Consider the following 26,062-nt stretch of genomic DNA (forward strand, 5'->3'; position numbering starts at 1 on the left):
GGGGCCTCATGCCTCAGCCGGGATACCAGACAATGCGCGGGTCGTTGTCCGCGCGCTCGTAGCGCCATGCGCGATCGATCATCTGCTCGAGATCGACCTGCGGTGCCCAGCCAAGCAGCATTTTCGCCTTGGAATTATCGAGCCAGTTGCTGTGAAATGGGGTGTCGATCTCGATCGGCCGTAAGCCATGCCGCGCCGCCAGACGGGCGCCGAGATCGCCGTAATCCACTGGCTGGTCCATTGAAATGTTGAAGAGCTGGCCGGCGGCGTGCGGGTTGTCGATGGCAGCCAGGATCGCACCGACCAGATCGTCGACATGGACGAAATTGCGTTTGAGGTAGCCGCCGCCCGCGTCGCGCATGACGGGCGCATAGCCGCCGTTGCGGCACTGTTCGAGCGCATCTGCGTCGATCAGTTCCGCCCAGCTTGGACCGCCGAACTGGTCGTCGCTCAGGGCAAGCGCGAAGCGGAAGTCATCCTTTTCCATGATCCACGGCGCCCGTAGGGTCGTCCAATTCACCCCATACTGGATGCCGAACTGCTCCAGCATCACCTCCTCCAAGGTCTTGGTCAGGGCATAGCAGCCCCTGTAGGCGCGGCGCGCCGAGGCTTCCGTGATCGGCTCGTCGTAGCGCTGGAAGATATGGCCCACGGTGCAATCGCCGCTGAGAAGAATGAATTGCCGGGCGGTATCGGATTTGCGGAACGCGTCGAGCAGCAGGAAAAGGCCCTTTAACGCGACATCGAAGATCTGTTCCGGCGTTTCCTTGACGGCGGCCATGTGGATCACATGGCTCACCCCCTGCAGGGCCTCGGCGACCACGGCGGGATCCGACATGGAACCCGCGACGATGGACAGGCGGTCTCCAGGCTCGACGGTCCTGTTGTTGCATAGCGCCGCCACCTCCCAATCCGCGAAACGGAGATCAGACAGGAACGCCGGCAGGAAAGCCTGCCCTACCTTCCCCGTGGCGCCTGTAACCAGCAGTTTCATGTCGCACTCCCCTGCAACATTCCTGTGTGATGGATTTTGTTTACTAATAATATTAAGTCAAGTAATTAGTTATTTAATGCGCAAAATGGGAATGCCGGCACGGCAAAGAACGGCCTGCCGGCGCGCCGGGAAACCATTACGGGGGAGGGAGAGCCACGTGTCGCGACTTGTCTTTTCAGGAATTTCGAAAAACTTCGGGGCCATCCAGGCACTCAGCGACGTGTCGCTGTCCATCGAACCGGGAGAAGTGCTGGGATTGATGGGTGACAACGGCGCGGGCAAATCCACGCTGGCCAAGATCATCGCCGGCAATTTCCGCCCGTCTACCGGCGAAATCAGCATCGATGGAGTTTCTGTCGTCTTTCACAAGCCGATCGATGCGCAGCGCGAGGGGGTGGAGATGGTCTACCAGGACCTCGCGCTTGCCGACAATCTCTCGGCCGCCTCAAACGTCTTCTTGGGCAGGGAGCCGCTGCGCCGGTTCGGACCGATCCGATACATCGATTACAAGCGGATGAACACGGTCTCTGCCGACCTGTTCAAGCAGCTCAAGTCCGAAACCCGCCCGCGGCAGCTCGTGCGCCGCATGTCCGGGGGGCAGCGGCAGGCGGTCGCGATCGCCCGCACGCTGCTGTCTGAACCCAAGATCGTGATGATGGACGAACCGACGGCGGCCATCTCGGTACGCCAGGTGGCTGAAGTGCTCGACCTGATCCGCCGCCTCCGCGACCGTGGCATCAGCGTGATCCTGATCAGCCACCGGATGCCGGACATCTTCAGCGTGTCCGACAATATTGCCGTCCTGCGCCGCGGGCGCTTGGTCTGCCGAAAACCGGTGGGCGCCTCGTCGCCCGAGGAAGTGACCGGACTGATCACCGGCGCCATCGATGCCGCTTAGGAGAAAAATCGCCATGACGACACTCGACGACATCATCAACAATTCCCAGCACGACAGCTGGTTTGCCCGGGTGAAGAACCTGCAGGTCTTCTGGGTCTTCATAGCGGCCGTGCTGGCATGCTTGGCCCTGTCTCTGATGACTGATGCATTCACCAGCGACCGCAATCTCTTCAATGTCGCGCGAAATTTCGCCTTCGTGGCGGTCATTGCCATCGGCATGACGGCGGTGATCGCATCGGGCGGCATCGACCTGTCCGTTGGCTCGAGCGTGGTGCTGAGCGCCATGGTGATAAGCGTCGCCATGGCCAGCGGCATGGGTTTCTGGCTGTCCGCCGGTCTCGCGTTGGGCGCCGCCCTGTTGGTCGGCCTGCTCAACGGCATCCTGATCGCCTATGCCGGCATGCCGGCCTTTGTCGTAACGCTGGGAACCCTTTCGGCCGCGAGGTCCCTGGCCATGGTCCTTTCGGACAACAAGATGATCTGGGAATTCGGCCCCGATCATGACCTGCTGCTGTGGATCGGCGGCGGCTCGACCCTCGGCCTGCCGCATCCGCTCTATGTGCTGTGTGCCCTTGCGATTGTCATGTCGCTGGTGTTTCGATGGACGAGGTGGGGACAGCATCTGTTCGCCATTGGCGGCAACGAGAATGCGGCGGTGCTGGCCGGCATTCCAGTCAGGCGGCTGAAAGTCAGCATCTACATGTTCTCGGCATTCACCGCGGGCGTCGCCGGCATCCTAATGGCCGGCTGGCTGGGAAGCGTCACGACCAATCTCGGGCAGGGAATGGAGCTGACCGTGATTGCCGCCGCGGTGATCGGCGGAGCCAATCTGGCGGGTGGAGAGGGCAATGCGCTTGGCGCAGTGGTAGGGGCGCTGTTGATAGAGGTGATTCGCAACTCCCTGATCCTGTTGGGCATCTCGACTTTCTGGCAAGGAATGTTCATAGGTACGTTCATTATCGTTGCCGTGGCATTCGACCGATTCCGGAATATGCGGAGATAGGTGGAAAACGTTGCGGTGTTGCGGCACGCGGCCTGGAGAACGCCTTGAAACCAACCATGATGGATGTCGCGGCGCGAGCGAGTGTGTCACAGGCAACCGTTTCCCTGATCCTCAACGGCAGTTCCGGCGCCCGCTTCAGCGAAGCCACGCGCAAGAAGGTGATGGATGCGGTTCAGGAACTCGGTTACAGGCTCCCCAACAGGTCGCCGACTGGCGACCTGTCCGACAACAGCGTCATCGGCTTCATCACGGACGAGCTGACGACCGATCCCTGGATGGCGCTCGCCTTCGAGGGCGCGCGGGAAAAGGCGCTCGAACTCGGCATCATTGTCACGCTCGGTATTTTCCGCGCCGGTGAAGACCCCGACGAGAACGTGTTTTCGCTGTGCCAGCAACAGCCCTTGCTGGGCTATATCTTCGGCACCATCCTGACCCGCAAGATAGCCCCACCGGCGGCGCTGTTCACAGTGCCTTCGGTGCTGGTCAACTGCTATGATGAGAGTCGGCGTCTTCCGTCCATCCTGCCAGGCGACGTTGCCGGCGGTCGCGCCGCGACGGAACGGCTGATCCGTGCCGGGCGCAGCCGCATCGCCCTGATCAACGGCCAGGAAGGTCTCGACAACCCGCGCGATCGATTGCGCGGGTACAAACAGGCGCTGGCCAGCAACGACTTCACCTTCGACCCGCAACTGGTGCGCTACGGAAATTGGGAGCCGTCGTCAGGCTATACGGAAACCCACGTTCTCATGGACCTGCCTAATCCACCGGATGCCATCTTCTGTGCCAACGACCTGATGGCGCTGGGATGCATCGAGGCGCTCAAGGAACGGGGAAAGTCAGTCCCGAAAGACGTTTCCGTGATCGGGTTCGACAACCGCGACATCGCCCAGTTCATCCGGCCGCCGCTGACGACCCTGCACCTGCCGTTGTTCGAGATGGGCGCCATGGCCGTGGAAATGATCCACGACATCGCCGGCGGACTGAAAAGCAGCCATGACCAACTGAAGGTCGAGTGCGCCCTCATCGAGCGTGAATCTGTCTAGTCGATCACGGGATGCAGCCCGAGTCGGCGGTGTCATGTTGTCGACCAGAGAAACGCTGGGGATGAGCGGCGTCTTTCACGTCAATCCAGACCGCCGCGATGTCGGCCAGAACGATATCCTCGCTTGTCGGTGATGCCGATGACGAACAGCTTAACCCAGTGAACGGATGCGATTGACCCGCACTTCTGGTCAGTTGAAGGCGGACCAAGGAATTCGCCCGCAAAGTGTGTTGGACCCTGCGATACAACAACACCGTGCTCGGCAAGATGCCCGCGCAAAGCATTGATCAGTTGTGTGCGCTGCCTAACAAGAAGTTCACGCGTGCGGAAGACCGCCGACCTCGCTTGTTGCTCCTTGGTGCACGAGTGGGTCAAGAAGACCGAGGTCGACAGTGGTAGACGAGCAGGTCTGCCGAGCGATGTAGCCGAGAAGATGAAGGCTCTTGAGCGGGAGAACCGCGAGCTTCGTCAGGCCAACGAGATTTTGCGCAAGGCGTCTGCATATTTCGCCATGGCGGAGTTCGACCGCCCTACAAGCGATGATCTCGTTCATCGACGAATACCGTGGTGTGTTCGGGGTCGAACCGATCTGCAGGCTTTTTGCCGATTGCCCGATCAATTTACTACGAGAACGTCGCCAAGCGTCCGGATGTGAATCGCCTTTCGGTCCGAACCCGCAGCGATATCGGCCTGAAGGTCGAGATACGCCCAGGTCTATGGCGTGCCCAAGGTCTGGCGGTAGTTGCAGCGGGAGGGATTCGACATCGCCCGCTGCACTGTCGCTCGTGTCGCTCGGCTTATGAGGGTGATGGGGCTGCAGGGGCATCATGCGCGGCAAACCGATCCGTACGACGATCAGCGAAAAGACCGCCCCATGCCCCACTCGACCGTGTGAACCGACACTTCTGGGCGATCTCGTGACGTCTGCGTGAAGAGCAGTTGGGCACTGCTACTTCCATCTTAATGATGCTGGAATTGCCACTCACTTCGAGGACTGCGAATTTGATCTCGCTGACCCTTGTCTGCTACAAGTTGAGATCGAGTTGCCGCTCGGCCGCGTCGCTGGCCTGGTTGTTGGTCAGCGACGAGAGCGTCACACCCAACAGACGTACTGCCCGTTGGAAGGGATAGACGGTTGCCAGAAGTGCCGATGCCGCGTCGAATACCTCCGCCATGCCCGCGAACGGTACTGTGCCGGTCCGACTGCGCGTCGCTTGGGTAAAGTCTGAATATTTGATTTTCACGGTGACCGTCTTGCCGCTGATGCCCTGTGCCTCGCAATAGCGCCAGACCTTCTCGGCGAGCGGCCTTAGCTCGGCTGTGGCGCGTTCAAGGTTATCGATATCCTCGACGAACGTGTCTTCGGCTCCCACCGATTTGCGGATGCGGTCGGGTCTGACCTGGCGCTCGTCAATGCCACGAGCGACGCCATAGAAATATGGGCCTGATTTCCCGAAATGCTCTTGCAGGAAGGAGAGCGACTTCGATTTCAGATCGAGTCCGGTTTCGATTCCATATTTTCGCATGCGCTCGGCGGTCGCCGGCCCGACGCCGTGGAATTTCTTGACGGGCAGGGTTTCGACAAATCCTGGTCCATTCTTGGGCGTGACGACGGCCTGGCCGTTGGGCTTGTTCAAATCGCTGGCCATCTTCGCAAGGAACTTGTTGTAGGAAATGCCGGCCGAGGCGTTAAGCCCGGTGACCTGCTTGATTTTCGCACGGATCTCCAGGGCAATTTCGGTGGCAATTTCCATGCCTTTCAGATTCTTCGTTACATCGAGATAGGCCTCGTCAAGCGATAGCGGCTCGATCAGCGGCGTATATTCGGCGAAGATTTCACGGATCTGCTGAGACACCGCTTTATAAACGTCGAAGCGCGGCGGCACGAAGATCAAGTCCGGGCATTTTCGTTTCGCGGTAACCGACGGCATAGCCGAATGGACACCAAAGGCACGCGCCTCATAGCTGGCGGCGGCTACGACGCCGCGCGCTGCGGATCCTCCGACAGCGAGCGGCTTACCGCGTAGGTCAGGATTGTCGCGTTGCTCTACCGACGCGTAAAATGCGTCCATGTCGATGTGGACGATTTTCCGGACCGGGATGTTGGTCATATCGTTCATGGCGGCTTCGAAATAACGGCTGCGGGTTCGGCGTTCCTTTGGACCTTACACGGAAACAAAGTAAGAACATAATCGCCTTTCCCGCGATATCAACAACGCAAGTTATCCAGGTCTGGATGCGGTGAAACTACTGGCCTGCCGAGGCGTTCTGATCCTGGACATCAACAGCAGGAGGGAGCCGGGAGTTCATGGCAGACAATCTTTCGACATACCGTGCCAAGCGCGATTTCCAGAAGACTGGCGAACCGAGCGGTAAAGTGCAGGTGAAGCCGTCTAGCCGTCGGCGGTTTGTGATCCAGAAGCACGATGCCACGCGGCTGCACTATGACCTTCGGCTCGAACTCGACGGCGTCTTCAAATCCTGGGCTGTGACCAAAGGTCCGTCGCTCGATCCGCACGACAAGCGCCTCGCAGTCGAAGTCGAAGACCATCCCTTGGACTATGGCGATTTCGAAGGCACGATCCCTAAAGGCCAGTATGGTGGCGGCACAGTCATGTTGTGGGATCGCGGTTACTGGGAGCCGGAAGGTACCAGGACGCCGGAAGAGGCTCTGAAGAAGGGTGATTTCAAGTTCACCCTGGAAGGCAAGCGGCTGCACGGCGGCTTCGTACTGGTCCGCATGCGCAACGACCGCGACGGCGGCAAACGGACCAACTGGCTGCTAATCAAGCACCACGACGACTTTTCGGTCGAGGAAAACGGCGCCGCTATCCTTGAGGAGAACGATACGTCGGTGGCATCCGGGAGAGCTATGGAGGCAATCGCAGCCGGAAAAGGCAGGAAACCGAGGCCATTCATGATGGAGAATGGCGAGATCGAAGCGGATGCGGTTTGGGACAGCAGTCACGGTCTTGCGGCCGAGGAGCGCAAATCGGGCCTGAAGACCGCGAAAAAGCCGGCGGCCGCCAAGCGGTCGAAGTCCGCCATGCCCGATTTCATTCCACCGCAGCTCTGCAAAACTCTGGCCCGCCCACCGGCCGCTGAAGGCTGGATCCATGAGATCAAGTTCGACGGCTATCGTATCCAGATGCGGATTGAGGATGGCGAGGCAACCCTCAAGACCCGCAAGGGTCTGGACTGGACGGCCAAATACCCGGCCATCGCCGACTCGGCTTCCGCGCTTCCCGACGCGATCATCGATGGAGAAATCTGCGCTCTCGACGAAAATGGCGCCCCGGATTTTGCGGCACTGCAGGCGGCGCTCTCGGAAGGAAAGACCGACGATCTGGTCTACTTTGCATTCGACCTCCTCTTTGCGGGAGACGAAGATCTGCGCGAGCTGCCGCTCACCGGACGGAAGGAAAGACTTGCGGCGCTGTTGTCGGACGCCGGCGACGATCCGCGTCTGCGCTTCGTGGAGCACTTCGAAACCGGTGGTGACGCGGTTCTCCGATCGGCCTGCCGTTTGTCGCTGGAGGGGATCGTCTCCAAGCAAGCCGATGCGCCCTATCAATCGGGCCGCACGGAGACATGGGCGAAGTCGAAATGCCGCGCAGGCCACGAAGTCGTCATCGGCGCCTATGCCAAGACCAATGGCAAGTTCCGCTCCCTGCTCGTCGGTGTTTTTCGCGGCAACCACTTTGTCTATGTCGGCCACGTCGGCACGGGTTTTGGCGCCAAGGTCGTCGACACACTCTTGCCGAAGCTGCAGGCGGTGGAGACCTCGGAGTCTCCGTTCATAGGTATCGGTGCGCCGAAGAAATCATCCGATATCGTCTGGCTGAAGCCCGAGCTGGCTGCCGAGATCGAGTTTGCCGGCTGGACGGCCGATGGCCAGGTTCGGCAAGCGGCATTCAAGGGCTTGCGGGAAGACAAGCCGGCGGCGGAAGTCGAGGCCGAGAAGCCGGCTTCACCAGCCAAAACCGAAGTGCCCGATGCCGAGACGTCGACACCGGCGCTAAAGCGTTTCCGCAAGGGCGCGAAGGTGGAGGTTATGGGCGTTTTGATCTCCAGTCCCGACAAGCCGCTATGGCCGGATGCCGGTGACGGAGACCCGGTGACCAAGGTTGATCTGGCGCATTACCACGAAGCCGTCGGTTCCTGGCTGATCGACCATATCAAGGGGCGGCCATGCTCGATCATACGAACACCGGACGGCATCGGCGGAGAACAGTTCTTCCAGCGCCACGCCATGCCGGGGACATCAAACCTGCTGGAATTGGTCACCGTCTTTGGCGACAAGAAGCCTTACCTGCAAATTGACCGCGTCGAAGGTCTTGCGGCAATCGCCCAGATCGGCGGCGTCGAGCTTCATCCGTGGAACTGTGAGCCGGGTCAGCCGGAAGTGCCCGGCCGCCTGGTGTTCGACCTCGATCCTGGACCTGATGTCGAGTTCCCTACAGTCGTCGGAGCCGCCCGCGAAATCCGCGACCGGCTGGAGGAACTTGGGCTCGTCAGCTTCTGCAAGACGACAGGTGGCAAGGGACTGCACGTGGTGACGCCGCTTGCCGTCGGGAAAGGCAAGAAACTCAGCTGGGACATCGCCAAGGGCTTTGCCCGTGATGTCTGTGAGCAGATGGCCCTCGACAATCCGGATCTCTACCTGATCAAGATGGCCAAGAACCAGCGTGAGGGCCGTATCTTCCTCGACTATCTCCGTAACGATCGGATGGCGACCGCGGTGGCACCGCTTTCACCGCGAGCGCGGCCCGGCGCCACCGTATCGATGCCATTGACATGGACCCAGGTCAAAGCGGACCTCGATCCGAAGAGGTTCACGGTTCGCACTGTCCCTGCGCTGCTTGCGAAAAGCGCCGCGTGGCAGGATTATTGCGACGGTCAACGTCCGCTGGAACAGGCCATCAAGCGCCTCGGAAAATCCAGCAACGCAGCGTGAACGTCTGAGGCCGCGCGGCGACCAGCGGTAAGGCACCATGGAAAAGGAACCAAACGAAACCGCTCAGGCTGAACCGCGTGTTGGCGCGACCACTGACCTGCCGCATGATCGCATCACCGTGCAGCGGTTTCGCGAGTCCTTCCCTCGCGCACGCTGGAGCGACAGCCTGAATGCCTGGTTCGTGCCCGGGCGAACCGCCGAAAGGCGCATCGGGCGCTGGCTTGCCGAAATGGAAGCGGAAGCCGACGCGTTTGCAGATGAAAAGGGCAGGGACGCTTTCGCATTCGATCCGATCGAAAGCCGCTATCTCGAAACCACGCCTTCGGCCTTTCAAATCCGAACCCCCTACTCGCGCACCGTCGTCAATGAGATCCGGGGAATCCCGCATGCCCGCTGGGAGGCGGATCGCCGGCTGTGGACTGTTCCTTATCGGTCATACGATGAACTCCGCCGGCGATGGCCGGCGATCGAGGCGGCCGCTGAGCGCAGTGAGCCGGAAGCGCGACGCGCGCGACGGGAAGCCATGAAGGGCACGGATGAAGAGGCGGCGTCGAAGGCGAGACTGAGGGAGCGTCGACGACAACGCTACCCTGTTCCCGTTGACGATGTCCCGCCGTTGGAGCGTGCGATCGGCACGCACGCCGGTGTCGTTATCTTCACCGGCACCGACGGTGAATTGGCGGATACCGCGACGGTCAGCACGTTTTATTTCTCCGCGGGGCAGGGTGAAGAATATGTTTGGGCGTCGTGGCGGCCCGGTTCGCTGGAGGAGTTGGTGACGACCTGGCCTGCGAGGACCTCACCCGGAGAAAGAGAGTTCGCGCGAGGTTGGTGGCTGCCAGACCTGGAGGAGTTGCGGACCGCTCGGCAAAAGGCCAGATCAAAACGGCGCATCAAACAGCGTAGGGAAGAGCAGGGCGATACGGCCTAAATAGTCCCCCCGCATTACCCGGAGAGGAGCGTTGGGATTGAGTAGACAGATGCAGGAAGCGCTTGGTGCGTTTAACAGCCTGCCACCGGTCGAGCCGCGCGAGATGGTCGGACTGTGGACTGGTCGGGGCATTCCGGCCGGCCACCCCTTCGACGGCGTGCTTGAAAACCTCGGCTGGTTCGGCAAGCGGTTCACATCAGACATGCGCGCGGATGCGCTGCTGTTTCGCTTCGACGAGCGGCGACTGATCCCGATCGACCCGGCAAGAATACCGCTGCGCCTCGCCCTTCGCTTCCACAAAGTCGGCAGGATGCGAGCTGCGAGAAACCTGTTTACGTATCTTCAACGCGCCTTTCTGGCTGCACGTGGGATTATCGTCTCCCATCAGACGGTTGGGTCATGGGCGGAAAAATTCGGGCGGGCCTTTGCAAACGAGATCGGCTGCCGCACCTCCGGTCGGCTCGGCGACAAATGGCATCTCGATGAGGCCGTTGTTTCAATCCGTGGCAAGAAGCACTGGCTCTGGCGTGCCGTTGACCAGGACGGTTTCGTTCTCGATGTTCTGGTGCAAAGCCGCCGCAACACCCGGGCGGCCAAACGCCTGATGCGCAAGCTCTTGAAGAACCAAGGCCGCGCGCCGCGCGTGATGATCACCGACAAGCTGCGCTCCTACGATGCCGAAAAGCGAGAGATCATGCCGGGTGTCGAGCATGGATCGCACAAGGGACTGAACAATCGGGCGGAGAATTCCCACCAGCCAATCCGGCGACGAGACCAGATCATGAAGCGCTTCAAGTCTAGGCGACATCTGCAACGCTTCGTCTCTATTCATGATCCGATTGCCAACCTGTTCCACATTCCGCGCCACGATAGTCCCTCGGACCATCATCGCGATCTGCGCGCCGAGGCGATGAACATCTGGGCGACAATCGCCCGGGCATGACCCACAAAAGTAGCGTGCGTCGCAGTCTCGTGTCCGGCCAATTAACGTTACGGGGTCGGCGCGCGATATTCGTGTCGCGGCAAATTTGCGCAAAGTGCTTCCAGTTCCCAGACGAAGGACATTACCACGGGCCTCAGAATACTACGCCGTCGATAGGCAATACCGATATTGCGGCTCCAGGTTCGGCTGTCCAGCTTCAAAGCCACGAACTGCGCGTCGGGACCCTGGACAAACACGCTGGTGCGGGTGAGGTAGCTGAGCCATTTTGAACCGGCGATCATCGACATCTGGAAGGTCGAAGACGTTGTCTCGCAGACTGCAAGAGGCCGGGGAAGCTGAGCGGCGGCAAATAGGGACTCCAGTGCCAGCCGATCCGGCTCAGGTCGGGCAGGGATGACCCACCGATATTCGCTGAGATCGGAAAGGGTGACCTTCGGCAACTTCACCAGATCATGGTCACGGTCGGCAACGATGTCCACCGGGATCTCCAGCAGGTTCAGGAACTCAATCTCCTCGGAGATCTCTCTCGGGCGCGCCATGACCGCGATATCGATCGCGCCGCCGAGCAATGCAATGTTTAGCGCTGAACTCAACTCTTCGTTGAGCGACACGTCGACTTCGGGTTGGGCCGCCAGGAACCGCTTGATGGCGGTCGGGACGATCTCGCGCATCGCCGTCGTAACCGCCCCGATACGCAGCCGGCCACGGCGGGCGCCGCGCATGGCATCCAGCTCGTTGCGAGCCTCGTCCGTCAGGGACAGGACCAACTCCGCGTATTCGATCAGCCGCTGGCCGTAGTCGGTCGGCCTGACGCCCCAGGGTCCGCGGTCGAGCAGGCGCACGCCCAGTGACTCTTCCAGCGCGCGGATGCTCTTGCTCAGCGCCGGCTGCGTCACGTTCAGCCTCTCGGCGGCCACTCCGAAACTGGAATATCGTGCCACGAGCACCAGATTTCTTAGCTGTCTCAGGTCCATGAGCTTGCCAGTTTGATTCGCCGATACTCCCGGCTATGAAAATGCATTTTCGTTATGACCCAATGTCCGTTGATGCAGCGGAGACGCAACTCTTGGCATATTTGCAAGATTTTCGCCTGGTGGCTATCGGTCATTATAACTATTATTCATCATAGAGGGCCAGTTAGTTTCTTGCTCGGCCCGCCACCTTTGACCATCATCGAGGCTAACAACACGGCAACAATGCCGGCCGGGAACGATGATGAACGCAGCCACCGCACACGAAGCACCTGATACGGGCAATGAAGGCATTTCGGCATTTCGCGCCTTGTGCGAATGGGCCGCACCTGCTCTCGATTTCAGCCCCCTCGCGCGCCGTCGCGCCGAAGACGCGCTCGTCGATATCATAGCCTGCATGATTGCCGGCATGAACGAAGCTTCGACGAATGCCGTCGTCAAGGCGCTGGAGGATTGTGGCAAGGGGCCATGTTTTGCGTTTGGAGCATCGCAGGGACTTCCCGCACCCTGGGCAGCGCTGGTCAACGGAACGGCCGCACACGCACTCGATTTCGACGACAATTTTGCGCCCGCCTTCACCCATGCGACGGCGGTCCTTGCTCCGGCGCTCCTGTCCCTGGTGAATGATAGGAAGGTTGACGGTACGGGATTGGTCGAAGCCTTCATCGTCGGACTTGAACTGCAAGGCCGCCTTGGCCGCCTCATGCAGCCTGACCACTATCGGCGTGGCTGGCATTCCACCTCCACCATCGGCGCCATCGGGACGGCCGGCGCCTGCACCCGGCTGCTTGGCGGATCTCCCGACCAAATCCTGTCTGCAATGAGCGCCGCCACCAGCATGGCGGGCGGCTCCAAGCGGCAGTTCGGCTCGATGATGAAGCCGATCCATGCCGGGCTTGCTGCCAAGAATGCCGTTCTCTCGGCGAGTTTGGCGATGGCGGGCATTGTTGCCAACGATGATCCCCTTGGCGGCGACTGGGGATTTGCGTCGATGACCGGTGCGGGCCATATAGATCCTGAAGTTATGATGGAAGGTTTGGGTGAGGCGCTGGAAATCGAGACGAGCGGCCTGCTCGCCAAGCGCTTTCCCTGCTGCGGCGCGGCGCATCGCAGTATCGAGGGGCTGGAAATCCTGATACGGGAGCCCGGACTATTTCCGGATGCGATCGAGCGGATTGAGACGTCACTGCCGGAAATGGCGCTACGCAACCTGCGTTTCGACTGTCCGACCGACGAAACGGAAGCACGGTTCAGCGGCACCTATTGTATGGCGCGCATGCTGGTGGACGGCGACGTCGAACTCGGACATTTCACTGCTGACAGCGTGCACGACAAACGCATCGCCGCTTGGATACCTCGTATCCGCCTGATTGCCTACGATGACGCGTTGATGGTTGATGGCGCGAATTTCGAAGCGGCCACCCGAATATTCCTGAAGGATGGCCGGGTCATGGAGGCTTCTGTGAGCCATCCGAGGGGATCGCCGGAAAACCCGCTGAGCGACGGCGATCTGTTCGCAAAATTCCGAACCTGTTGTGACTGGAGCGGCCACGAAACTGCGGCCGAGCCTCTTTTCCAACTCGCCCGCTCCCTCGGTACGGCGAATGACATCGGCGAGATCATGGCCGTGATCGGAAGGAAACTGCGCAGTCATTAACCGGCCCGTTCGGGCCAATCAGTCAAAAGGGAACGTCTTCGAAAAATCACATAACCGAAGACAAAAATTGGAGTGAGCCCATGAATTTCGTGAAAACCAGGCTGGCCGCGTCGGCTGCCGTGATCCTGCTCGGTGCGCTGCCACTTTCAGCAGCCGACCTCAAGGTCGGCGTCAAGTCGGAGCCGTCTTCGCTCGACCCGCAGTTCCACGTTCTCGTGCCGAACATGCAGGTCACGTTCGCGATGTTCGATCCGCTCATCATGATGGATTCGAAACTGGTGCCGCAGCCCGCCTTGGCATCAAGCTGGAAGCCGGTGAGCGACACGGTCTGGGAGTTCGCGCTGCGCAAGGATGCGAAATTCTCGGATGGTTCGCCGTTTACCGCCGACGATGTCGTGTTTACCTTCGACCGCATCCCGAAGGTACCGAACAGCCCGACGGCCTTCACGCTGTTTACTCGCCAGATCGCCAAGGTGGAGGCTGTCGATGCGCATACGGTTCGCTTCACCACGAAGCAGCCTTATCCACTGCTCATCACCGACCTTGCCAACCTGCCAATCCTCTCGAAGGCAGCTGCATCCGGGCCGGCTCCGGAAGGCAAGACGACCGTAGAGTTCAACCGCGGCGACGGGCTTGTCGGTACCGGCCCGTTCAAGTTCGTTTCCTGGCAAAAGGGCGCAGATCTGGTTCTGGAGCGCAATCCGAACTATTGGGGCAAGCCGGCGGCATGGGACAAGGTGATCTATCGCCCGATGACCAATCCGGCGGCCCGCGCTGCCGCGCTCCTCTCCGGCGACATCGACATGATGGAAGACCCGCCGACGACGGACCTGGAGCAGTTCAAGACGAACCCCAAGCTCTCGGTCGCGGAAGCCCCCGGTACGCGTATCGTCTATATCGCTCTGGACCAGAAGGGTGAACCAAGCCCCGGCATTCCCGGCCAGGGCAACAAGAACCCGCTGATGGACAAGCGGGTGCGCGAAGCGCTTTCGCTGGCCATCGATCGCAAGGCGATCGCCGAACGGGTGATGGGCGGCGTCGCCGTCGCCACCGGGGACCTGCTGCCCGAGCCGATGTTCGGTGCGGTCAAGGCACGCCAGCCCGCACCGGCGGTCGATACCGCGAAGGCCAAGGCACTGCTTGCGGAGGCCGGCTATCCCAACGGCTTCCAGATTACGCTTGGCACTCCGAACGGCCGCTACGTCAACGACGCCCGCGTCGCGCAGACGATCGCCGCCATGTGGACGCGTGCCGGCGTCAAGGCCGAGGTCGCTGCGGCCGCGCCGCCGGTGTTCTTCAAGAGCCGCGACAATTTCGAATACAGCGCCTATCTCGCCGCCTGGGGCAATTCCACCGGGGAGATGTCCACGACGCTGCGGTCGCTGGTCGGAACCCGCGAGCCGTCCAAGGGGTCGGGCACGTCGAACGGCGGGCGTTATTCCAATCCGGAACTCGACGCGCTTCTCGACAAGGCATCCGCCACGATGGACGACAAAGCCCGTAAAGAACTGCTGCAGAAGGCCGACGAGATGGTTCTGTCCGACTACGGCATCATTCCGGTCCATTTCGAAGTGCCGGTCTGGGCACTGCGCAAGGGCCTGAGCTACGCTGCCCGCGCCGATCAGTATACCCTGCCTCAGGACGTCACGTCCGCGAAGTAAATCAGAGTTCCGGCCTGCTTCACGATGCGCAGCAGGCCGGGACACGTGGAAAAAGGACAGGCAAGTGCCCGTTTTTATTATCAACCGGCTGTTTCAGGCGCTCGGCGTGATCCTTGTCATGTCGGTACTGGTCTTTGTCGGGCTTTACCTGATCGGTGATCCGACTTCGATGCTTGTCAGCCCCGAGGCAACGGAGATCGAACGGCATGCGCTGCGCAAGGCGCTCGGCCTCGATCAATCGATATGGATTCAGTACCTGACGTTTCTGGGCAATGCCGCGCATGGCGATTTCGGCCGCAGCTTTCTTACCGGCCAGCCGGCGCTGCAGCTGATCATTGAGCGCATGCCCGCGACCGTCGAACTCGTGATCGTCGCCATGACGTTTTCCGTCGTCGTCGGTGTTCCGCTGGGCATCCTGGCCGGGTTGCGGCCGAAAGCGCCGTCCAGCAAGGCAATCATGACGGGCTCGATCCTTGGTTTCAGCCTGCCGAATTTCTGGATCGGCCTGATGCTGATCATGCTGTTTGCCGTCTATCTCGGCATCCTGCCGGCCTCGGCACGCGGGGAAACCGTCAATGTCGGCCCGGTCGCGCTCAGCATATTGACGATCGATGGCTGGCAGCATCTGGCGCTCCCGGCGCTCACGCTCGGCCTCGCCAAGGCCGCGCTGATCATCCGCGTCACCCGCGCGGCCACCCGCGAAGTCCTGCCCATGGATTACATCAAATTCGCCCGCGCCAAAGGACTGCGTCCTTCTCGCATTCTCAAGGTCCACCTGCTGAAGAACATCCTGATCCCGATCGTCACTGTCGCAGGTCTGGAATTTGGCCAGGCCATCGCGTTTGCGGTCGTCACCGAGAGTGTCTTCTCCTGGCCCGGGATGGGCAAACTGCTGATCGATTCCATCATCACCCTCGATCGTCCCGTGGTCGTCGCCTACCTCGTCATGATGGTGTTTTTCCTGGTGATCCTGAACCTCGTCATCGACATTCTCTACATGGCGATCGACCCGAGTGCCCGTGAAAAGGTGCGCGACTGATGACCACGCCGGCGACCATTTCACCCGCGACAACCGTCGAGGAAACGCCCTTCCGCCGCTTTGCGGTTCAGTTCCGGGAAAACAGGCTGGCCATGGCCGGACTGATCCTGATGATCCTGCTTGCAATTCCCGCCTTTGCGGCGCCGTGGATCGCGCCCCAGAACCCCTACGATATCGGCGCGCTCGATATTCTGGATTCTCAGATGCCGCCGGGCAGCGTTGCCGAGGTCAGCGGCATTACCTACTGGCTCGGGACCGACAGTCAGGCCCGCGACGTTCTTTCTGCAGTGCTCTACGGCATGCGGACGAGCCTGCTGGTTGCCTTCCTGTCCGTTACGGTATCGCTCCTGATCGGCTCGACGGTCGGCCTTTGCGCTGCCTATTTCGGCGGCTGGCTGGACGCCCTGTTGATGCGCATCGTCGATATCCAGCTTTCCTTCCCGGCGATCCTCGTGGCGCTGGTCATGCTTTCGGTCCTCGGTCAGGGACTGGACAAGGTGATCATCGCGCTGATCATCGTGCAATGGGCCTATTTTGCCCGGACCGTCCGAGGCACCGCCCTTGTGGAGCGCAATCGCGAGTACATTCTTGCCGCCCGCTGTCTTTCGCTCGGATGGCGGCGCATCATCGCCCGCCATCTCCTGCCGAACTGCCTTCCGCCGCTGATCGTCATCGCGACGATCGATCTTGCCAACGCCATCGCGCTTGAGGCGACCCTTTCATTCCTCGGCGTCGGCGTTCCGGTCACGCAGCCGTCGCTCGGCATGCTGATCGCCAACGGTTTCGAATTCATGCTGTCCGGCCAGTACTGGATTTCGTTCTTCCCGGGGATCGCGCTGGCTCTCGCCATCGTCGGTATCAATCTGGTGGGCGATCATCTTCGCGACATTCTCAACCCGAGGAATGCTCAGTGATGGACGCTACCAGCATGCAAGCAGCACCGACGGTCAAACAGGAGCCGCTGCTTTCGATCAAGGGATTGAAGACCCATTTCGCAACGAGAGCAGGCGTGGTGAAAGCGGTCGATGGCGTCGATATCGAACTCGGTCGCGGCGAGATCTTGGGGCTTGTCGGCGAGTCCGGTTCCGGCAAGTCGATCACCGGTTTCTCCATTCTGGGGCTGATCGATCCGCCCGGCCGAATCGTGGACGGCGGCATCGACTACAATGGCCTCGACCTCGTTTCGATGGGCGAGGAGGCACGCCGGCAATTGCGCGGCAACGACATCGCGATGATCTTCCAGGATCCGTCGATGACCCTCAATCCGGTTCTGCGCATCGACACGCAGTTGATCGAAACGGTCCAGGCTCATGCAGAGGTCAGCACGGTCGAAGCCCGGCAGCGGGCCAGGGATGTGCTCGTACAGGTCGGCATTCCATCTCCCGACGAACGCCTGAAAGCTTATCCTTACGAACTTTCCGGCGGCATGCGGCAGCGTATCGCCATCGCCATCGCGCTCATCAACAAGCCGAAGCTCATCATCGCGGACGAGCCGACGACCGCGCTCGACGTGTCGATCCAGGGCCAGATCATCTATGAGGTGAAGCAGCTTTGCCGCAGGACCGGCACCGCGCTCATCTGGATCACCCACGATCTCGCTGTTGTTGCCGGTCTCGCCGATCGTATCTCGGTCATGTATGCCGGACGCATCGTCGAGACAGGTACTACCGCGGATGTGATCGGGAGGCCTCTGCATCCTTACACGCAAGGGCTGATCGACTCTGTTCCTTCTCATGCCACGCGTGGCCACAGACTTCACCAGATCAAGGGCATGACGCCGTCGCTGCTCAACCTGCCGCAGGGCTGCGCCTTTCGCGAGCGATGCGAGAAGGCGACGCCCGAATGTCTGGTCGCACCCGAACCTACCCTGTTGCCGGGCGGGAAATCGGTGCGTTGCTGGAACCCAACCCTATGAGACAGGACATGACGACAGAAAGAGGCCAGCAGGAACCGATGCTGGAATTGCGCGCCCTCGCCAAGACGTTCACCAAGCCGGTCGGCGTCGCCGGGCACATCGCCAATCTCTTTGGCGCCGGGGTGAAGAGGATCGACGTGCGCGCCGTCGCCGGCATCGATCTTTCCGTCAGAAGGGGGGAGGTCGTCGGGATCGTCGGCGAGTCGGGCTGCGGCAAGTCTACAGTGGCCCGGATGATCGCCGGCATCAGCAGCATCAGTGCCGGCACCATCAGCTACAAAGGCGTTTCGTCCGCGACCATGACGCCCGAGCAGCGCCGCGATTTCGCGCTGAGCGTCCAGATGATTTTTCAGGACCCGTTCGCCTCGCTTAACCCGCGCATGCGCGTGATCGATATCATCGGTGAAGCGCCTGTCGCCCATGGATTGATCCGTAAGGCCGAGCAGCGGGCCTATGTCGTCGACCTCATGGAAAAGGTCGGGCTTTCCGGCGCCTATGCCAACCGTTATCCGCACCAGTTCTCCGGCGGTCAGCGGCAGCGCATCGGCATTGCCCGTGCTCTTGCGGTCAAGCCGTCGCTGATCATCTGCGACGAGGCGGTCGCGGCGCTCGATGTGTCGATCCAGGCGCAGGTGCTGAACCTCTTCATGGATCTGCGTGACGAGCTGGACCTGACCTATCTGTTCATTTCGCACAATCTCGGCGTTGTCGAACATATCTCCGACCGGGTGGTCATCATGTATCTCGGCCGCGTCGTGGAGATTGCCCCGACCGTCGACCTGTTTTCCAGCCCGAACCATCCTTATACGCGGCTGCTTCTCGAGCAGTTGCCTGTGCTGGAAGCCGGCGAGCGGGACTACAAGCCGATCCAGGGCGAACTTCCGTCGCCGCTCGACCCTCCACCCGGCTGCCCGTTCCATCCACGCTGCCCAAGCGCGATGGATCGCTGCAGGCGGGACGTTCCCGAACTGAAATCGATCGGCGCAGGTCGCCTTTCGGCCTGTCATCTCAACGAAGCAGCCTGAACATGTCAAAACTGAAAACTATCGTGCCGGCCGGAGAAATTGCCGTCCGGACGCTCCTCGACAGCGCACCCTTCAGGGTCGCCATGGATACATTGGCGCAGACCCACGACCGTTTTATCGACGAACTGATCACATTGACTGAAATTCCCGCTCCGCCCTTCAAGGAGGAACGCCGCGGCCAGGTCTATCGCAGCATGCTGGAAACGGCTGGTCTTGCGGATGTGGCGACGGATTCTATCGGCAACGTCACCGGCATCCGCCGCGGCAATGGAACCGGGAAGCGGATGGTCACCATTTCAGCGCATCTCGATACCGTCTTTCCCGAAGACACGGATGTCACCGTCCGCCGTGACGGCTACCGGCTGGCCGCACCGGGCGTTGGTGACAATACCCGCGGCCTTGCCACTATCCTCGCCTATCTTCGCGCGCTCGATGCGGCCGGTATCAGCACACGTGACGATATCCTTGTCCTTGCCAGCGTGGGTGAGGAGGGTGAGGGCGACTTGCGTGGCATGCGGCATTTCTTTGCCGAGAGCGCGTATCGCGATCGGATCACCACCCTGATCTGCCTGGACGGGCCGACACCGGCGAACGCCATCGTTTCCGGAGGTACCGGGTCCAAACGCTACCGGGTGACGTTCCGCGGGCCGGGCGGCCATAGCTTCGCCGATCACGGCATCGTCAATCCGATGATCGCTGCGGCGCGTGCGGTAGTCGAACTCGGGCGCCTGTCCTTGCCCGACGATCCAAAGACGACCTGCAGCTCGACCGTCATCAAGGGCGGAAATTCGGTAAACGCCATACCGGCGGAGGTCTCGCTTATGGTGGACCTGCGCTCCAACTCCGCCCCCGAGCTGGCGGACCTCGATACGCGCTTCCGCGAGATCGTGATGCAGTCATGCCATGTCGAGAACGACAGCCGATCGATCCAGAAGGGGGCGATTGCCGTCGAGATGGTGCTGATCGGCGACCGGCCAGCCGGCGTTACCGCAGACGGCGAATTGACCGAATGCGCTGCTGCCGCGATCGAGGCGATCGGCGAGACGCCCGTATTCGGGTCGTTTTCGACGGATGCCAACATGGCCATGAGCCTGGGTATTCCGGCTGTGACTCTGTCCTGGGGCGGGGAGGGCGGCGATGCGCATTCGTTGAGCGAGTGGACGGACGTTGATCCGGCCAAGACGCTTCCCGGCATGTCCGTGGGGCTGGTCACGCTGCTCGCCTGCGCCGGCGCAGATGTGTGACACTGATCGAGGATTGAGCGATATGCAGAAGGATAATGCCGCCGCGGCAGGGCGTAACGACGTTCTCGACGCCGGCCATATCTCACGTTGCGCCGACGCAAAGGCCCAGACCTTCATTGATCTCAGCGACCGGGTATGGGGCATGCCGGAACTGCGTTTCGAGGAGTTTCGCTCTGTCCACGAGCACCTCGCAGCGATGGAGGCCGAGGGTTTTCGGGTGACTTGCGGCATTGCCGGCATCAAGACGGCCTTTATGGCGGAATCCGGCGAAGGGGACGTCACCATCGGCTTTCTCGGAGAATTCGATGCCTTGGCTGGTCTTTCCCAGGTGCCGGGCAGTACCGAGCAGCGGGAACTAGAGCCCGGCGCGAACGGCCACGGCTGCCATCACAATCTCCTCGGCGCAGCGTCGCTGCTGGCAGCGGTCACCCTGCGGGACGCGCTTGCCGAAGCCGGCATCAAGGCACGCGTGCGTTATTATGGATGCCCGGCCGAGGAGGGCGGCTCCGGGAAGACCTACATGGCGCGCGCCGGCGCTTTCGACGATCTCGATGCCGCCTTCTGCTGGCATCCGTGCGTCTACAATGCCGTAATGTCGTCCTCGACGCTCGCCAATATCCAGGCTTATTTCCGGTTCAGCGGCCGCGCGGCGCATGCGGCCATGAGCCCGCAGGTCGGCCGCAGCGCGCTGGATGCCGTCGAGCTGATGAATGTCGGCATCAACTACATGCGCGAGCATATGCCGTCGGATGCCCGCGTACACTACGCGATTACCCAGACGGGTGGCATTTCACCGAATGTCGTGCAGGCCTCGGCAGAGGGACTGTATCTCATCCGGGCACCGAAGCTCAGCGATGTCCGAAGCCTTTTTGAGCGGGTGCGCAAGATTGCCGAGGGCGCCGCACTCATGACGGAAACCTCGGTCGAGATGATCTTTGACCGAGCCACGTCCAACATATTGCCCAATCGAGCCCTGGAGGAGGCGATGCACCGCGAATTCACGCAGCTTGGCGCTCCGGATTTCGATGCGGCAGACTTCGATTTTGCGGACCGGTTGCGCGCTGCCGCGCTGACGGATGACGACATCCGCGCCAGTGCGGAGGCCTTTGGAGGTCCGCAAGACTATCCGAAGTCCCTGCATGACGGGCTTCTGCCGTTGCCCAGTTCCCCCGGCCTGCTTTTCGGCTCCACGGACGTGGGTGACGTCAGCTGGGTCGTGCCGACGGCGCAATGCCTGACCGCCACGGCGGCGATCGGCACGCCGTTCCATGCCTGGCAAGCTGTGACGCAGGGCAAGCTGCCAAGCGCTCACAAGGCGATGGTCACGGCCGCCAAGGTCATGGCGGCGACCGGCGCACGCGTGGTGACCGATCCCGACCTGTTGGCCCGTGCAAAGGGGGAGTTGAACACCCGGCGGGGTGGAGAAGCATATCGGACACCGCTTCCGGAAGGAAGCGAACCACCCGTCGGTTCGGCTCGCAAATAAGGAAACAGCCTTTCGTGGCTGACGATGGGCGATCACCCGGAGCGGCAGTTCGCGGTACGAAGGATCGGGCGTGCTGGATGGCAAGTTCTGGAGGGATGGCTTCCTGAACGTTGACACGAAAGATCCGTCCTCTCGATTGAGAGCGTTGGCTGCGAACACCAGTGAATGGAATTTTTCATCTAATCGTTTTTATCGGATGGGATGCATTGACCCACAAGCCAGCCTGGCCTCTGTATCTGCCCCCAATGTGGGAATGGCGGACTTGGGAGGACGCATGCAGGTCTTATCGAACATTGATGCCATGCGGATCGGGCTTGCCAAGGCAAGGGGCAGCCAGGCGAGCGTGGGTTTTGTTCCGACAATGGGATATCTGCACGCAGGGCATATGGAGCTTGTCTCCCGTGCCCGGGCCGACAACGAGATCGTCGTCGCGTCGATTTTTGTGAACCCGCTTCAGTTCGGCCCGGCCGAAGACCTCGCCCGATACCCCCGCGATCTGGAGCGCGATATGACCATGCTGGACGAGGCGGGGGTCGACTTCCTCTTTGCGCCGGGCGTCGAGGACATGTATCCGCAGCCCATGAAGACCGTCGTTGACGTGCCCGATCTCGGATGCGAGCTCGAGGGCGCCGTTCGGCCCGGACATTTTGCCGGCGTGGCGACCGTTGTCTGCAAGCTCTTCAACATTGTGCAGCCGCAGGCAGCTTATTTCGGGGAGAAGGACTATCAGCAGGTCGTGATCATCAAGCGGATGGTGGAAGATCTCGCCTTGCCGGTGCGGGTGGTTTCCGTGCCGACGGTGAGGGACAAGGATGGCCTCGCCCTGTCTTCCCGCAACGTATATCTCAGCGAGAGCGAAAGACGAGCCGCGGCCGTCGTCCCGCGCGCGTTGGAGGAAGCGGAACGTCTTGTCGCCGAAGGGCTTGCGGACCCGCAGGTTCTGGAAGCGGAGCTTGCCGGGTTCATCTCGCGCGAGCCTCTGGCCAGCGCCGAAGTGGTTGCCGTCAGGGACGCTGCGACATTGCAAAATATAACGGAGATAGCGGCTCCCGTGGTTGTCGCATTGTTCGTGCGTATCGGCACCACGAAACTTCTCGACAACCGGGTGATTGCGAAAAAAATCTCGCCTGAAACAGGAGCGGTGCGATGAGTGCCACGAACTCCCCGAAGCGCCTGACGCCTCCTCGTATCCGGGCGATGAAGGGCGGAACGCCGATCGTATGCCTGACCGCCTATACAACGCCGATGGCGCGGATCCTTGATGAACATTGCGATCTTCTGCTTGTTGGAGATTCGCTTGGCATGGTCCTCTACGGCATGGAGAGCACCGTGGCTGTGACGCTCGACATGATGATCGCGCATGGAAAAGCGGTGATGCGGGGTGTTGCCAAATCCTGCGTCGTCGTCGACATGCCCTTCGGAAGCTATCAGGAATCCAGGGAACTGGCCTATCGCAACGCCGTGCGCATTCTGCAGGAAACCGGCTGCGATGCGGTCAAGCTTGAAGGCGGCGAAGAGATGGCCGAGACCATCGCCTTTCTCACCGCTCGCGGCATCCCGGTTCTTGGCCACATCGGCCTGATGCCGCAGCAGGTTCATACCGCGGGCGGATATCGATCCGTCGGCCACTTCGACGAAGAAGTCGCCAAGATCCGCCGTGACGCCGATTCGGTCGGCAACTCGGGAGCCTTTGCGGTGGTCATCGAGGGCACGGTCGAAACGCTTGCCCGCGAAGTGACGATGGCAATGCCTGTTCCGACGATTGGAATCGGTGCTTCGATGGCCTGCGACGGCCAGATCCTAGTATCGGACGACATGCTCGGGCTGTTCAACGATTTCACCCCACGCTTCGTGAAGCGGTTCGATGAGCTTGGAAAAAGGGCCGCGGCCGCCACCGCAGCCTATGCGGATGAGGTTCGCTCCCGAGTGTTTCCCGCCGAGGAACATACATTCAAGCGCCGGTCGTGAGCAGGCGGCTGCGAACAACCGCATCATCGGATGGCCAGTTCTTCCAGGCGAGCCACCCTGCGCAGAGGTGGCTGGGGAAATCTGCACAGCTGGGATAAGTGGAATTTCTGCCTGACTTCGGCTTAGATGCCGGGAACAGGAGATACCATGACGAGACGAGCGCGCCGGAACCATAGCCGGCTTTCAAGGCGAAGGTAAAAAGCTGGTTCCGTTCGCCTCGATCACCAAGAAAAACGTCGATCAGTATGCAAAGAAATAGCTCTCCCAAGTGGCCCGGCACGCAACTACACAGGCCGGCGCTCTACTGGCGCCGGCCATCCCTTTATCAGTTACAGGAAGATCATAGAAAATGGGTACCAGGATCGCAATCATCGGGCGGGACTGATGGGGGCTGACCATGCAAAGATCGTGGCGGAAGATCTGCCGGGCGCAACGCTCCAGGTCGTGTGTGACATGGACGCTGATCGGGCGAGGAAAGTCGCTGACCGCTACGGCGCTCAGGATGTGGACGTAAACCCGGACCGTATCGCGGCACGACCGGACGTTGATGCGATCATCATCGCGAGCCCGGACTTTACTCACGCGCCCCTTTCGTTGTCCTGCATCAAGGCGGGCAAGCGGGTCCTGTGTGAGAAACCTCTTTCGCAATCGTCATCGGAGTGCCTCGATATCCTCAAGACGGAGGAGCAGGCTGGCGAACGCTTCATCATGCTTGGCTTCATGCGCCGCTTCGACCAGTCGTACGTCGAGATCAAGCAAGCGGTACAGGATGGCGCGATCGGCCGAGCCCTCATGATGCACAACTTCCACCGCAACGTAGCCACCCCAGCTGCCGACTTTACCGGTGCGATGGCTATCACCAATTCGGCACCCCATGAATTCGACGTGGTGCGGCATGTCCTTGGCACCGAATACATTTCGATTTCTGCGTTCCAGCCAAAGCGCTCCGACTCCCTCGTCGCGCCCGTTTATATGGTGCTTGAGACGGCGGACGGCCAGCTTGTCAACATCGAGATCAACAACAACGCGGCCTATGGCCACGATATTCGTGCCGAGCTGGTAGGCGAAAAGGCGACTATAGCGATGAACCCGGTGAACCACACGCGGGTGGACCGCGATCTGGGACAGAGCACGAGCTACGAGGCCGACTGGCGTGGCCGCTATCATGAAGCCTACCGGCGTCAGAACAGGGCATTCCTGCGCTTCGTGGAGAGTGGCGTGTTCCCAGAGACGGCGCCCAGCAGCTGGGACGGGTACTGCGTCGCGGTCGTCGCCGAGGCTGGAGTGCAAGCACTGAACAAGGGACACAAGATGCCCGTGGAGATGATCATGAAGCCGGAGTTCTACGCATGAAACTGGGTTTTGTTTCAGGCAGTCTGGGTGGTCTGCCGTTCGACGAGATGCTCGACCACGCTCGCCGGCTCGGGGTTTCCGGAGTGGAAGTCAACACGTGCGGCTGGTCCACCGCTCCGCATTTTGACCTGCAGGGGATATTGAAGGACGGCAACGTGCGGAAGGACTTCCTGGCGTCCTTCGCCGACCGTGGACTGGAGGTCATCAGCCTCAACGCCAACGGAAACCCGTTGCATCCGACCGACCCCGCGCAAGGGCAGGGCCTTGAGGATACGATCCGAGCGGCCGGCGAGCTCGGGATCAGAACTGTCTGCTCCATGTCGGGGCTCCCCGCCGGAAACGCAACGGACACCATGCCGAATTGGGTGGTTTCCTCCTGGCCCCCCGAAACGCAGGCCATACTCCGGTATCAATGGGAGGAGAAACTTATCCCGTATTGGACGAGGATCGCTGCGCTGGCAAAGGAACACGGGGTCGAACGCATCGCGCTAGAACTTCATGGCAACCAGTGCGTTTACAACGTTCCGTCCCTGCTCAGACTGCGGGAGGAGGTGGGCCCGGTCGTCGGTGCAAACCTAGACCCCTCCCACCTGTTCTGGATGGGCGCCGATCCTCTTGTGGCGGCGGAAGCGCTCGGCGAGGCCGTCTATCATGTCCACGCCAAGGACACATTCCTGAACTTACCGAAACAGGCCGTAGGCAGCCTCCTTGAGAACGGTAGCCTGATGGACATCCCCGCCAGGAGCTGGTCCTACATCACGCTCGGCTTCGGCCACGGGGAGGAATGGTGGCGGCAGTTCTGCTACAGGCTGAAGATGGCAGGTTACGACGGTTGGCTTTCGATCGAGCATGAAGACGTCCTTCTGAACAGCCTTGAAGGCCTGGAGAAGTCTGTGGCGCTGCTCCAGGCCGTCATGCCCGTCGCCAAGAGCGACTTCAAGCCGCAGGCGATCTAGGAGCCATTATGGAGCTTCA

19 protein-coding genes, 5 pseudogenes and 1 other annotated feature are annotated in these 26,062 nt (G+C 61.0%); of the genes and pseudogenes, 20 read left to right on the forward strand and 4 right to left on the reverse strand.

The window, feature by feature from the left end; genetic code table 11:
* Positions 1-13 precede the first annotated feature (13 nt).
* Positions 14-994 (reverse strand): NAD-dependent epimerase/dehydratase family protein, encoded by a 981-nt coding sequence (locus tag ACSQ8R_RS24725; RefSeq protein WP_436255992.1) that lies wholly within the window; start codon positions 992-994, stop codon positions 14-16.
* A gap of 157 nt (positions 995-1,151) precedes the next feature.
* Between ACSQ8R_RS24725 and ACSQ8R_RS24730 the strand changes: the two genes are divergently transcribed.
* The 3 genes from ACSQ8R_RS24730 to ACSQ8R_RS24740 are packed head-to-tail and all read left to right on the forward strand — an operon-like array spanning position 1,152 to position 3,938.
* Complete coding sequence (locus ACSQ8R_RS24730) at positions 1,152-1,892, forward strand: ATP-binding cassette domain-containing protein (RefSeq protein WP_436255993.1); 741 nt, start codon at positions 1,152-1,154, stop codon at positions 1,890-1,892.
* 13 nt (positions 1,893-1,905) lie between these two features.
* Positions 1,906-2,895 (forward strand): ABC transporter permease, encoded by a 990-nt coding sequence (locus tag ACSQ8R_RS24735; RefSeq protein ID WP_436255994.1) that lies wholly within the window; start codon positions 1,906-1,908, stop codon positions 2,893-2,895.
* Between the two features lie 44 nt (positions 2,896-2,939).
* Positions 2,940-3,938, forward strand: coding sequence for a LacI family DNA-binding transcriptional regulator (locus ACSQ8R_RS24740; RefSeq protein WP_436255995.1), 999 nt, complete (start codon positions 2,940-2,942; stop codon positions 3,936-3,938).
* Between the two features lie 230 nt (positions 3,939-4,168).
* Here ACSQ8R_RS24740 and ACSQ8R_RS24745 read toward each other — a convergent pair.
* Positions 4,169-4,276: pseudogene (locus ACSQ8R_RS24745) on the reverse strand (IS110 family transposase); the annotation flags it as partial.
* Positions 4,277-4,295: 19 nt separating this feature from the next.
* On the opposite strand from ACSQ8R_RS24745, the pseudogene ACSQ8R_RS24750 reads away from it, so the two are divergent.
* Positions 4,296-4,849 (forward strand): annotated as a pseudogene (locus tag ACSQ8R_RS24750) (IS3 family transposase); the annotation flags it as partial.
* Positions 4,436-4,551: a sequence feature (AL1L pseudoknot), on the forward strand. (Overlaps the previous pseudogene by 116 nt.)
* 113 nt (positions 4,850-4,962) lie before the next feature.
* On the opposite strand, the gene dinB reads toward ACSQ8R_RS24750, so the two are convergent.
* A complete protein-coding gene (gene dinB / locus ACSQ8R_RS24755; protein ID WP_436255996.1) occupies positions 4,963-6,057 on the reverse strand; it encodes a DNA polymerase IV in 1,095 nt (364 codons plus the stop codon).
* 188 nt (positions 6,058-6,245) lie between these two features.
* Between dinB and ligD the strand changes: the two genes are divergently transcribed.
* From ligD to ACSQ8R_RS24775, 4 genes and pseudogenes are all read left to right on the forward strand, one after another.
* Positions 6,246-8,894, forward strand: coding sequence for a DNA ligase D (gene ligD, locus ACSQ8R_RS24760; RefSeq protein ID WP_436255997.1), 2,649 nt, complete (start codon positions 6,246-6,248; stop codon positions 8,892-8,894).
* Between the two features lie 37 nt (positions 8,895-8,931).
* Positions 8,932-9,825 carry a hypothetical protein gene (locus ACSQ8R_RS24765; RefSeq protein WP_436255998.1) on the forward strand — a complete coding sequence of 298 codons (894 nt, stop codon included), beginning with the start codon at positions 8,932-8,934 and terminating at the stop codon, positions 9,823-9,825.
* A gap of 49 nt (positions 9,826-9,874) precedes the next feature.
* Positions 9,875-10,042, forward strand: a pseudogene (locus ACSQ8R_RS24770) (GXWXG domain-containing protein); the annotation flags it as partial.
* 138 nt (positions 10,043-10,180) lie between these two features.
* Positions 10,181-10,768 (forward strand): annotated as a pseudogene (locus ACSQ8R_RS24775) (IS6 family transposase); the annotation flags it as partial.
* 47 nt (positions 10,769-10,815) lie between these two features.
* Here ACSQ8R_RS24775 and ACSQ8R_RS24780 read toward each other — a convergent pair.
* Positions 10,816-11,742 (reverse strand): LysR family transcriptional regulator, encoded by a 927-nt coding sequence (locus ACSQ8R_RS24780; protein WP_436255999.1) that lies wholly within the window; start codon positions 11,740-11,742, stop codon positions 10,816-10,818.
* A 238-nt stretch (positions 11,743-11,980) separates the two neighbouring features.
* Here ACSQ8R_RS24780 and ACSQ8R_RS24785 point away from each other — a divergent pair, with 238 nt between their 5' ends.
* The 12 genes and pseudogenes from ACSQ8R_RS24785 to ACSQ8R_RS24840 all read left to right on the forward strand — a co-directional run bounded on the left by ACSQ8R_RS24785 (position 11,981) and on the right by ACSQ8R_RS24840 (position 26,043).
* On the forward strand, positions 11,981-13,396 hold the full coding sequence (locus ACSQ8R_RS24785; protein ID WP_436256000.1) for an MmgE/PrpD family protein: 1,416 nt from the start codon (positions 11,981-11,983) through the stop codon (positions 13,394-13,396).
* 80 nt (positions 13,397-13,476) lie between these two features.
* Positions 13,477-15,057, forward strand: coding sequence for an ABC transporter substrate-binding protein (locus tag ACSQ8R_RS24790; protein ID WP_436256001.1), 1,581 nt, complete (start codon positions 13,477-13,479; stop codon positions 15,055-15,057).
* Positions 15,058-15,121: 64 nt separating this feature from the next.
* Positions 15,122-16,096: an ABC transporter permease gene (locus ACSQ8R_RS24795; RefSeq protein WP_436256002.1), complete on the forward strand. Its 975-nt coding sequence runs from the start codon at positions 15,122-15,124 to the stop codon at positions 16,094-16,096.
* On the forward strand, positions 16,096-17,010 hold the full coding sequence (locus ACSQ8R_RS24800; RefSeq protein ID WP_436256003.1) for an ABC transporter permease: 915 nt from the start codon (positions 16,096-16,098) through the stop codon (positions 17,008-17,010). Before ACSQ8R_RS24795 ends, ACSQ8R_RS24800 begins: the two co-directional genes overlap by 1 nt.
* Complete coding sequence (locus ACSQ8R_RS24805) at positions 17,010-18,011, forward strand: ABC transporter ATP-binding protein (RefSeq protein WP_436256004.1); 1,002 nt, start codon at positions 17,010-17,012, stop codon at positions 18,009-18,011. Before ACSQ8R_RS24800 ends, ACSQ8R_RS24805 begins: the two co-directional genes overlap by 1 nt.
* 8 nt (positions 18,012-18,019) lie before the next feature.
* Entirely contained in the window at positions 18,020-19,036 is a 1,017-nt protein-coding gene (locus tag ACSQ8R_RS24810) for an ABC transporter ATP-binding protein (RefSeq protein WP_436256005.1), read from the forward strand.
* Positions 19,037-19,038: 2 nt separating this feature from the next.
* Positions 19,039-20,280, forward strand: a complete 1,242-nt coding sequence (locus tag ACSQ8R_RS24815) for a M20/M25/M40 family metallo-hydrolase (protein WP_436256006.1) — start codon at positions 19,039-19,041, stop codon at positions 20,278-20,280.
* A gap of 22 nt (positions 20,281-20,302) precedes the next feature.
* Positions 20,303-21,766, forward strand: coding sequence for a M20 family metallopeptidase (locus ACSQ8R_RS24820; RefSeq protein ID WP_436256007.1), 1,464 nt, complete (start codon positions 20,303-20,305; stop codon positions 21,764-21,766).
* Between the two features lie 274 nt (positions 21,767-22,040).
* The gene (panC, locus tag ACSQ8R_RS24825; RefSeq protein WP_436257273.1) at positions 22,041-22,916 is read left to right on the forward strand and encodes a pantoate--beta-alanine ligase; all 876 of its coding nucleotides are present in this window, start codon (positions 22,041-22,043) and stop codon (positions 22,914-22,916) included.
* On the forward strand, positions 22,913-23,734 hold the full coding sequence (gene panB / locus ACSQ8R_RS24830) for a 3-methyl-2-oxobutanoate hydroxymethyltransferase (protein WP_436256008.1): 822 nt from the start codon (positions 22,913-22,915) through the stop codon (positions 23,732-23,734). The genes panC and panB overlap by 4 nt, the downstream gene beginning before the upstream one ends.
* A 349-nt stretch (positions 23,735-24,083) precedes the next feature.
* Positions 24,084-25,087, forward strand: a pseudogene (locus ACSQ8R_RS24835) (Gfo/Idh/MocA family oxidoreductase).
* Positions 25,084-26,043: a sugar phosphate isomerase/epimerase family protein gene (locus ACSQ8R_RS24840; protein WP_436256009.1), complete on the forward strand. Its 960-nt coding sequence runs from the start codon at positions 25,084-25,086 to the stop codon at positions 26,041-26,043. The pseudogene ACSQ8R_RS24835 and the gene ACSQ8R_RS24840 overlap by 4 nt, the downstream one beginning before the upstream one ends.
* The last annotated feature ends 19 nt before the right edge of the window (positions 26,044-26,062 follow it).

This window comes from Neorhizobium sp. LjRoot104 (assembly GCF_964253725.1).
In the GTDB taxonomy this organism is placed as follows: domain Bacteria; phylum Pseudomonadota; class Alphaproteobacteria; order Rhizobiales; family Rhizobiaceae; genus Neorhizobium.